This window comes from Serratia sp. H1w (assembly GCF_000633355.1).
Taxonomy (GTDB): domain Bacteria; phylum Pseudomonadota; class Gammaproteobacteria; order Enterobacterales; family Enterobacteriaceae; genus Chania.
Map to the genome: position 1 here is coordinate 18,942 of NZ_AYMQ01000069.1, position 9,392 is coordinate 28,333.

Sequence of the window (9,392 nt, forward strand, 5' to 3'; positions counted from 1 at the left end):
GCCAAATCATTAGCAACCTTTTCATGTAGGACCCGGATTATTAACGCTATGCTTGCCGGCTTTTAGCACTCAGCCTGACAGGTAACACTCCGCGCATGGCCCCATTAAAAGATCCCTTTCGTGACCATTCCGCTGAAGAAACGCTGTTTATACGCCGTGCCTGTGTGGCGATGGTGTTGGTAGTCGCCTGTTTTGGCGTGTTGGTTTTCAACCTGTATCGCTTGCAGATCGAGCAACATGCCTTTTTCCAGACCCGTTCGAATCAAAACGACATCAAGATGCTCCCGATTGCCCCTAACCGTGGGCTGATCTTCGATCGCAACGGCATCCCGCTGGTGCGTAACGTCCAGCTCTACCAGATTGAAGTCACCCCCAGCAAAATCACCGATATGTCGGCATTGCTGCAAGACTTGACGCCAATTGTCGATTTGACGCCGGATGACATTGCCGCCTTCCGCGACGATATGCACCACAATAGCCGCTATAAGCCTGTCACCTTGAAAGCCGGGTTGACCGAAACCGAGGTGGCACGTTTTGCGGTAAACCAGTATCGCTTCGACGGCGTAACCATCGATACCTACCAGCAGCGGCAATATCCGTATGGAGCACAGTTGGCGCACGTGGTGGGGTATGTCTCGCGCATTAACGATAACGATGTCAAAAAGCTCGATCAACAGGGCCTGGCGCAAAACTATGCGGCCGACCACAATATTGGCAAGCAGGGGCTGGAAGCCTATTACGAAAAAGAGTTGCACGGCACCACTGGCTATCAGGAAGTGGAGGTGGACAACCACGGGCGGATCGTTCGCTTGCTGAAGGAGCAGCCGCCGCAGGCGGGTAAAGATATCTATCTGACGCTCGATCTGCATTTGCAGCAGTACATCGAAAGCGTGCTGAAAGGACAACGGGCGGCAGTTGTGGTCGCAGATCCGCGCGACGGCGGCATTCTGGCCATGGTCTCCAGCCCCAGTTACGATCCCAATCCATTTGTTAAAGGCATCGGTTATCAGGCTTACAAATCCCTGCTCAGCAACCCGGATCTCCCGCTGATTAACCGTGTAACCCAGGGGTTATACCCGCCAGCCTCCACGGTGAAGCCCTATATGGCGGTATCGGCACTGTTTGCCGGTGTCATCACTCCAACCACGACTTTCTTTGGCGCCCCGACCTGGACCTTGCCAGGAAGCAGCGCCACTATCGTGACTGGTTGAAAACCGGCCACGGCCTGCTGAACGTCACCAAGGCTATTGAGGAGTCGGCGGATACCTTCTTCTATCAGGTTTCCTACCAGATGGGGATTGACCGGATCCATCAGTGGCTCAGTAAATTCGGCTATGGTCAAGCGACGGGTATCGATCTGAATGAGGAATATCGCGGCGTGTTGCCCAGCCGGGAATGGAAGCAACGGGTGCACAAGAAAGGGTGGTATCAAGGTGATACCGTCTCGGTAGGCATCGGCCAGGGGTATTGGGTTGCCACGCCGATCCAGATGGTGAAAGCACTGACCACGTTGATCAACAGCGGCAAAGTGAAAACACCGCATCTGCTGTACTCGATGAAACAGGGCCGGGAGGTCGAACGTTACCAGCCACCAGAGCAGGCCATGCAGATTGGGGAGGCCAACTCGCCGTATTGGGGGATTGTCCGCAACGGCATGTATGGCATGGCGAATCTGCCTAACGGCACGGGTTATAAGCTGTTTCATACCGCGCCTTACCAGATAGCGGCCAAATCGGGCACTTCGCAGGTGTTCAGCCTGAAAGAGAATCAGACCTATAACGCTAAAATGATCCCGGTCCGCCTGCGTGACCATATTTTTTATACGCTGTTTACGCCGTATAAAAATCCGCGAGTAGCGATGGCATTGATCCTGGAAAACGGGGGCGGCGATGGCGTGGTCGCAGGGCCAACGGCCAGGGCTATCCTGGATCATATTTTTGACCCAACCAATGCGCCAACTGAAGGGGATAACGACGGCAGCCAGACACAACTTGGTGACAGTGAAGATGTGCAACATTAAACGCGTTTGTTTTTACTTTCTTACAAACTGCAACCTTCTGCGAAACCGCTAAAGGTTAGACTTAACTGATAAATAATCGGTTTAGAAACGCAGGGTTAACAGTGGCTCCTCCAACCAAGAAAAACGGTAAAAACTACTCGACGGCGCGTTTTGGCTGGATTTGTGCAGGCATCCTGGTCTGCTTCTTTCTATTGATGTTTCGGGTCGGCTATTTGCAGTTGCTGGAACACCAACAGTTGGCCGATCAGGCTGACCAGCGCTCTATTCGTACCCAGGTGGTGCCCACCAACCGTGCGATGATCACCGATCGTAACGATGCGGCGCTGGCGGTCAGCGTCTCTTCCAAGGACATCGTGCTGGATCCCAAACATATTCTCGATAGCCAGACCGATACCAGCACCGAGCGCTGGCAGAGTTTGGCCAACGTGTTGAAAATGCCGCTGGGGGATGTTCAGCATCTGATCCAGGCCAACGGCCGTAAGCGTTTTGTCTATCTGGCGCGTAAGGTAGAAGATGACAATGCAAACTATATCAGCAAGTTGCACCTGACCGGCGTCAGCACCGAGCAGGACTTCAGCCGTTTCTATCCCATGGGGCAAGACGCCGCCGGGCTGATTGGCATTGTGGGGCAGGATAATCAGGGGCTGGAAGGGATTGAGCTGGGTTTCAACCCGCTGTTACAGGGTAAAAACGGCCTGCGTGTCTATCAGAAAGACGGCAGCGGCGCGGTTATCGGCGTGATCAAAAGTGTTGACCCGGTGCCACCACCGAACATTACGCTGAGTATCGATAAATTTATTCAGTACGTGTTGTTTTCACAGATCCGCGACGGGGTGATCGCCAATCAGGCCGACTCCGGTTGCGCGGTGCTGGTGAAGGTCAATACCGGTGAAATCCTCGGCATGGCCAGCTACCCGTCGTTCAACCCCAATAACTACGCCAGTACGCCAGCGAAAGACATTCGTAACGTCTGTAGCAGCGACAGTTTTGAGCCAGGCTCGACGGTGAAACCGGTCGTGGTAATGGTGGGATTGGATCACAAATTGATCCGCCCAGACACCGTGCTGGACACCACGCCTTATACGGTAAACGGCCATCTGATCAAAGACGTGGGCCATTGGTCGAAACTGACCATTACCGGCGTGCTGCAAAAATCCAGCGATATCGCGGTTTCGCATATTGCCTTGGCGCTGCCTGCCACGGTGTTGCCTGCCGTTTATCACAGCTTTGGCCTTGGGCGACCTACCGATCTGGGCATTGGTAACGAAAGCAGTGGTTATTTACCCGCTCACCGCGCACGCTGGGCCGATATTGAACGAGCGACCTTCTCGTTTGGTTACGGCTTGCGCGTCACGCCGCTACAGATGGTGCGTGAATATGCCACCATCGGTTCATTTGGCGTTTATCGTCCACTTTCCATCACTAAAGTGACGCCGCCGGTGATGGGGCAGCAAATCATGTCCCCTGAGGTGGTGAGAACCGTGGTGCATATGATGGAGAGCGATGCGTTACCTGGCGGTAGTGGGCTTAGTGCCGCAGTGCCGGGTTATCGCCTGGCGATCAAGACCGGTACCGCTGAAAAGATGGGGCCAAACGGCAAGTATGATGGCGGTTATATCAACTATACCGCAGGCGTGGCACCAGCCAGCGATCCACAAGTGGCTCTGGTGGTGATGGTTAATAACCCCAAGGCGGGTAAACACTTCGGGGGATCGGTGGCGGGCCCGGTATTTGGCAAGATCATGGCCCAGGTGCTGGAACATATGAATATCCTGCCGGATGCCCAGCCGCTGAAGGTAGTGGCGGTAGCCAAGGGGTGAGTTGTTAATTTGCTCATTCGGCCCCTCACCCCAGCCCTCTCCCAATGTAACATCTGGGACATCATGAGCACTGGTTTGGGGAGAGGGAGCTTGTCCGCACTCGGGTTTCGGTGCAGGTGTAAAGGTCAGACGCGGAAGGTAATTTGTGGCACGTTAGGTCCCCTCTCCCTGTGGGAGAGGGTTAGGGTGAGGGGCTTATTTCTCAATCACCCGCAGATCGATCCTGCGGTTTTTGGCGCGATTGGCTTCACTATCGTTAGGCACCAAGGGGTAAGCCGAGCCATAACCTTCGGCACTGATGCGGCTTTCCCCAATCCCCATCTTAACTAGCGCCATGCGAACCGCATCGGCACGATCCTGTGATAAACGCCGATCCATCTGTTCATTGGCCGACTTATCGGTATATCCCCCCAGCCGGATCTCCACGTTCGGATAGGCACGTAGAATATCGACGATATTCCTCAGCTGTTCCTGTGACGCCGGGGTCAACTCGGTGCGGTTGGTGTCGAACTGCAGGTGATTTAGGGTAAACCAACGCTTCTCGCTGGTGGGAGCATTGCTTTCAATGTAGGTGATCAGCAGGTTCTCGACGCTACGCTGCGAGAGCAGGAGTTGCTTGCCGTCCGCCAACCGGCGATAGGTCACATCGCTCTGGCCGTTGGTCTGCATGGGCTGTAACACGCTAAAGCCGCGCAATGAGAACAGCAGCGATACCAGCAATAACAGCACCAGCATCAGCCACGGCCAGATACGGCGTTTGGGCGGCACTAGCGATCCGGTGCGGGAAACGGCCGGATCGGCCGGGATAAGCGCAGGTAACTGGTTGAGTACCGCCATTGGCTGGGCTGCGGCGATCTGAGGCAATTGCCAATCGAGCCAGGCTTTTAATGATGGCGATTGCAGGGAACGTTGGCGCAGATATTGACCCAGCAGGCCAAATACCACGGCGGAGGCCACGGAAAAGAGCCGTTCGACCACCGGTTTCTCCAACACATAAAAGTTGGCAAACAGTTGGGTGAGGCTCTTCAATTTGTGGCCAAGTACCATCGTCAGCAATGCCGGGCTGAATTTGCTCAGCGCTTCATCCAGAAAACCGGGTTCGAAGGCGGGTGTTTGCCGGGCCAATTTGCGCAAACGAAGGGAGTTATCGTTACGATGCAGATAGTCGCGGGTGTTTTGCAGGATCAAGGCGGCCATGCCGTTAAGACACAGTAAGATCTTTTCCCGATTTGTGGTCAGTTTTTGTTCCAACACCGTCAACAGTTGAGGCGAAATCGCCGTTGTCTGCTGATTAATGATATTTCCCATCGCGTACATCCGAACCTCCATTTGTTCTGCGCGCATTCTGCACCGCAGAGTATGGTCAGTTCAACTTGTTAAACTATTAAATTTTCACTGGAAAAGTCTGATATTGCGTGCAAGTGCGGCGGCGCTTCGAGTTTGCCGCCATGCCGGGCAAATCCGAGTTTGAGCACAGGGTGGAAGAGTAGCAGATTGGTTTGATATGCCGAAGTGATTCCGCTTATTAATTTAGTAATTTATCGCAAAGATTGATCTTACCCCTGGATATGAATAGGGGCGCATCGCGCGCCCCTTGAGATAACATCACTGAATACTGAAGAAACCCAACCGCAACAGCACTTCGGCTACCACGATCAACCCGCTTCCCATCGTGAGCCATCGCTTATTGATACGATGACAACGGGAACTGAGCGCCAATGCGCACACACCGGCGATCAATATCACCCACGAGGCCAAACGCAGGCTGGCCAACTGAGCAAACGCGACCAGTGGTTGATGAGGGAAGGTGATCACGTCACTGCTCCACACCGAGGTTAGGTATTCCATATACAGCGGTTGTGCCAGCAAGCGACACAGCGTGATGGCAATCAGCAAGACGGCCGCTGTCACCGCCACCTTTCTTGTCAACGGAGAGGGCAGATCGGGGCGAACCGCGAGTGACCACAGGCTGCCCACCGCACCCAGGCTCAATACCGAACCAAAGAACATCAGGTAGGTATTGAAATGCATCCAGGTCACTACCGAGCTGTGCACATAGATGGAGCTCATGCAGAAGACATCGACGATCCCCAGCAGTGAAGCAATCAGCAGTAAAACGATCGGCAGTCGCTTTTTGAGCAGAGCAATCAGTGTCCCTAACCCTAAAAACGCCAGATAAAGGCTGGCAAAGATGATTTCACGGCTTAACCAGGAGCTTTCCACATGGCGCAAGGCGTGGAACGCATTCAACGGATAGCCCAGATGGGCGGTAGAAACCATCAGACCCAACGCCCCAGCGATAAAGGCGAACAGCATGAAAGGCAGCGCATAACAATGCTTTTCCTGGCTGCTCAGACCTTGCTCGGCCATCACCAGGCTAAACGTAGTGAACAACGTAATACCGACCGAAGCCTGCACCAGCAGGGTGAAAATGATAAGAGGCCATTCATGCATGATTATTTACTCCCCAGTTCTGCGCCTTGATGCGCTTTGACGACCAGATTTGGGTGAGTAATGGCAGAATCAGGCAGACCCTGCACATCACAAAGGTCACCATACTTCGCCCGTAGTTCATCAATGGGGCCAAACTTGATGGCACCCAATGGACAGGTTGCCACGCAGATCGGCTGTTCCCCTGCGGCCTGTAAATCGATGCAGAAATCGCACTTAGACATCTGACCGGTGGTCTCGTTGAGCTGGGGGGCACCGTAAGGGCACGACCAGGCACAATAGCCGCAGCCAATGCACTTATCGGTGTCAACGCGCACGATGCCATCACCGGGGCGTTTATGCATCGCGGTGGTTGGGCAGTTCTTCGTACAGATCGGATCTTTGCAGTGGTTACAGGAAATCGACAGGGTATAGGCGTATACGTTGTTACGGTAACCGCCCTGGCCGGTGGATACAAAACCACCACCCTTGACCTCATAAATGCGACGAAAACGCCGCCCGACGTCCAGGTTGTTCTTGTCTTTGCAGGCGACCTGGCAGGCTTTGCAGCCGGAACAGCGGGAAGAGTCGATATAAAATCCGAGCTGGCGATCGCTGACTGCAGGATATTCGATAAATTTACTCATGCTTTGGCAACCTCCACAAGCATCGTTTGATGAGAGTTACCTTTGGCCAACGCGGTGATCCGCGCTGAGCTAAGCACGTTGGCACAGCCGCCGTGGTCGACGCCGTTGGCATCGGGTTGCCACCAGGCTCCCGCTTGCAATGCGACTACGCCAGGCATGATGCGCAGGGTAACCTCTGACGGGACCAGCGTCACGCCGCGATCGTTGTGGATACGCACGTAGTCTCCTTGCGCAATACTCCGATGCTGTGCATCTGCCGGATTGATCCACAATTTCTGTGTCTGTACCTCCTGTAACCACGGATTGGCATATTGGGTGGAGTTAGCCCGATTTTTGCCTTTCCAGGTGATCAACTGCAACGGGTACTTGGCCGCCAATGGGTCTTCCGGCCCCTCATGAGCGGGAACGTAGTGGGAGAGCGCCGGAATTTCCGGGTGGTGCATGTCATACAACCGCTTGGAGAAAATCTCGATTTTCCCTGACGGCGTCGGGAACGGATGGTTCTGCGGATCGCGGATATTATCGGCAAAGGCAATATGCGGCTTGCCCTTGAACAGGTGACGGCGCTGTACCATCAGTTGATCAAACGTCGGCAACTGCTCATCTGGCATGGCCTTGCGCGAGTTTTCCCAGATCTGCACAATCCACTCTTTCTCGTCACGCCCCAGGCTGAATTCCTGCTCTACACCCAGTTTTTGTGCCACTTCACGGATCCAGTCGTAATCGGAACGACGTTCAAACTCAGGTTCGATCAGTTTTTCAGACAGGATCAAATAGTTCGCCGTCCCCCAGGTTTCGCCGATATTCCAACGTTCCATAAAGCTGGTTTCTGGCAATAACAGATCGGCATATTTTGCGCTCGGCGTCAGATAAAGGTCGCTTTGCACAATAAATTCGATCTTGGATTCATCGGCTAATACCTTGGCGGCCTGATTGATATCCGGGTTTTGGTTGGCCAGGTAGTTACCAGCCAGGGAAAACAGCAGACGAATATTGCTATTGAGCTTGTCACCGCCGGTTAAACCGTCCACGGGCGTGACTTTGCTGGCGTCATCCGCCGCTTGCACCCAGTTCATGATGGAGATTTTTTCTTTTACCGGGTTATCTGGCATTTCCGGGCCAGTGGTAAATTTACGGTTGCCAATGCCGCCATAGCCGCCAGCCCAACCACCTTTGATCCCCACGTTGCCGGTGATAGTCGCCAGCAGGGTTGATCCCCTGGCGGTGCGCTCGCCGCAGTTATGTCGTTGCGGTCCCCAGCCTTGGATCAGCGCTGCCGGTTTGGTCGTAGCGTAATCACGTGCCAGTTGCCGAATGGTTTGCGCCGGGACATGAGTGATCACCTCAGCCCACTCCGGGGTTTTCTTGATGCCGTCTTTCGCCCCCATCAGGTAAGCCACCAACGATTCATTGGCGGGGACGCCTGCAGGCATCGAGCTTTCATCAAAGCCTAGCGTGTAGCGCGTGATAAACGCCTGGTCGTGCAGATTTTCGCTAATGATGACGTACATCATCGCATCCATCAGCGCGTTATCCGTGGCCGGGCGCAATGGGATCCACTGGTCGGCCAACGAAGACGAGGTATCGGAGTAACGCGGATCAACCACGATAAAGCGGGTGCCGTTCTGCTTCATCTGCTGAAAATAGTGATTGGTATGACCGAAGATGGTTTCCGTTGGGTTATGTCCCCACAGAATGACCAGCGGCGTGTCACTCAGAGTATCCAGGGTGTTACCGCTGGCTGCCGCTCCATAGGTATACGGAGTTGCCGCCCCAGTGTTGCCCATACTGACCGAGTGATAATACTCAAGGTAGCCACCGGTAAGATTGAGCAACCGACGCGCCATTTTATCGCCAGAGAACGCGCCGCCGCTGACTGCGGTATTGTTATGCACAAAGCGCGAGGCTGGGCCGTATTGCTCGGTGATCCGTTTCAGGTTATCGGCAATCAGGGTGGTTGCCTCATCCCAACTGATGCGGACAAATTTACCTTCGCCGCGTTTACCGACGCGCTTCATCGGGTATTTCAGCCGGTCGGGATGATAGACGAATTTCCGATAGCCACGGCCACGCACGCAGGCGCGCATAATCGGCATTTCCGGATCTAATTCGGCGTCGGGTAGGGTGGTGATGCGGGTGACCATGCCATCTTGCACATGGGCACGGATGTCGCATTTGCCGCCGCAGTCAAAGCTGCTACAGGTTGGAATGATGCGTTCTGGGGCCAAAGAACCCGCAGCAGCGTCGTTTTTGGCACCCTCGTTGGCATAGGTAAATCTAACGCCAACCAGCGACGCTGCGGCCAGTGCGCTGCTCACTTTTACGAAGTGGCGGCGGCTAATCCCTGGTGGGGAGTCACTATTATTTTTATCGGTCATGATATTTGCTCAAAAAGAAAAAGATTATCGGCGGTAATCAGCCGTAGTTTCGTTGCGAAATATCAATTCCAGCTACTTATACCCAATAAACCTCAAG

General features: G+C 54.1%; 5 protein-coding genes and 1 pseudogene. 2 read left to right on the forward strand and 4 right to left on the reverse strand.

Annotation, left to right across the window (positions count from 1 at the left end; translation table 11 throughout):
- The first annotated feature begins 95 nt into the window (after window positions 1-95).
- Window positions 96-2,020: pseudogene (mrdA, locus tag U869_RS29480) on the forward strand (penicillin-binding protein 2).
- A 101-nt stretch (window positions 2,021-2,121) separates the two neighbouring features.
- Window positions 2,122-3,840, forward strand: a complete 1,719-nt coding sequence (locus tag U869_RS0117265; protein WP_025121718.1) for a penicillin-binding transpeptidase domain-containing protein — start codon at window positions 2,122-2,124, stop codon at window positions 3,838-3,840.
- A 195-nt stretch (window positions 3,841-4,035) separates the two neighbouring features.
- Here the strand turns inward: U869_RS0117265 and U869_RS30070 are convergent, their stop codons facing one another.
- From U869_RS30070 to U869_RS0117285, 4 genes are all read right to left on the reverse strand, one after another.
- Window positions 4,036-5,157, reverse strand: coding sequence for an OmpA family protein (locus tag U869_RS30070; RefSeq protein ID WP_025121719.1), 1,122 nt, complete (start codon window positions 5,155-5,157; stop codon window positions 4,036-4,038).
- 288 nt (window positions 5,158-5,445) lie between these two features.
- Window positions 5,446-6,294: a DmsC/YnfH family molybdoenzyme membrane anchor subunit gene (locus tag U869_RS0117275; RefSeq protein WP_025121720.1), complete on the reverse strand. Its 849-nt coding sequence runs from the start codon at window positions 6,292-6,294 to the stop codon at window positions 5,446-5,448.
- A gap of 2 nt (window positions 6,295-6,296) precedes the next feature.
- The gene (locus U869_RS0117280; protein ID WP_025121721.1) at window positions 6,297-6,917 is read right to left on the reverse strand and encodes a DMSO/selenate family reductase complex B subunit; all 621 of its coding nucleotides are present in this window, start codon (window positions 6,915-6,917) and stop codon (window positions 6,297-6,299) included.
- Window positions 6,914-9,295, reverse strand: coding sequence for a DMSO/selenate family reductase complex A subunit (locus U869_RS0117285; RefSeq protein WP_025121722.1), 2,382 nt, complete (start codon window positions 9,293-9,295; stop codon window positions 6,914-6,916). The genes U869_RS0117280 and U869_RS0117285 overlap by 4 nt, the downstream gene beginning before the upstream one ends.
- Window positions 9,296-9,392 lie beyond the last annotated feature (97 nt).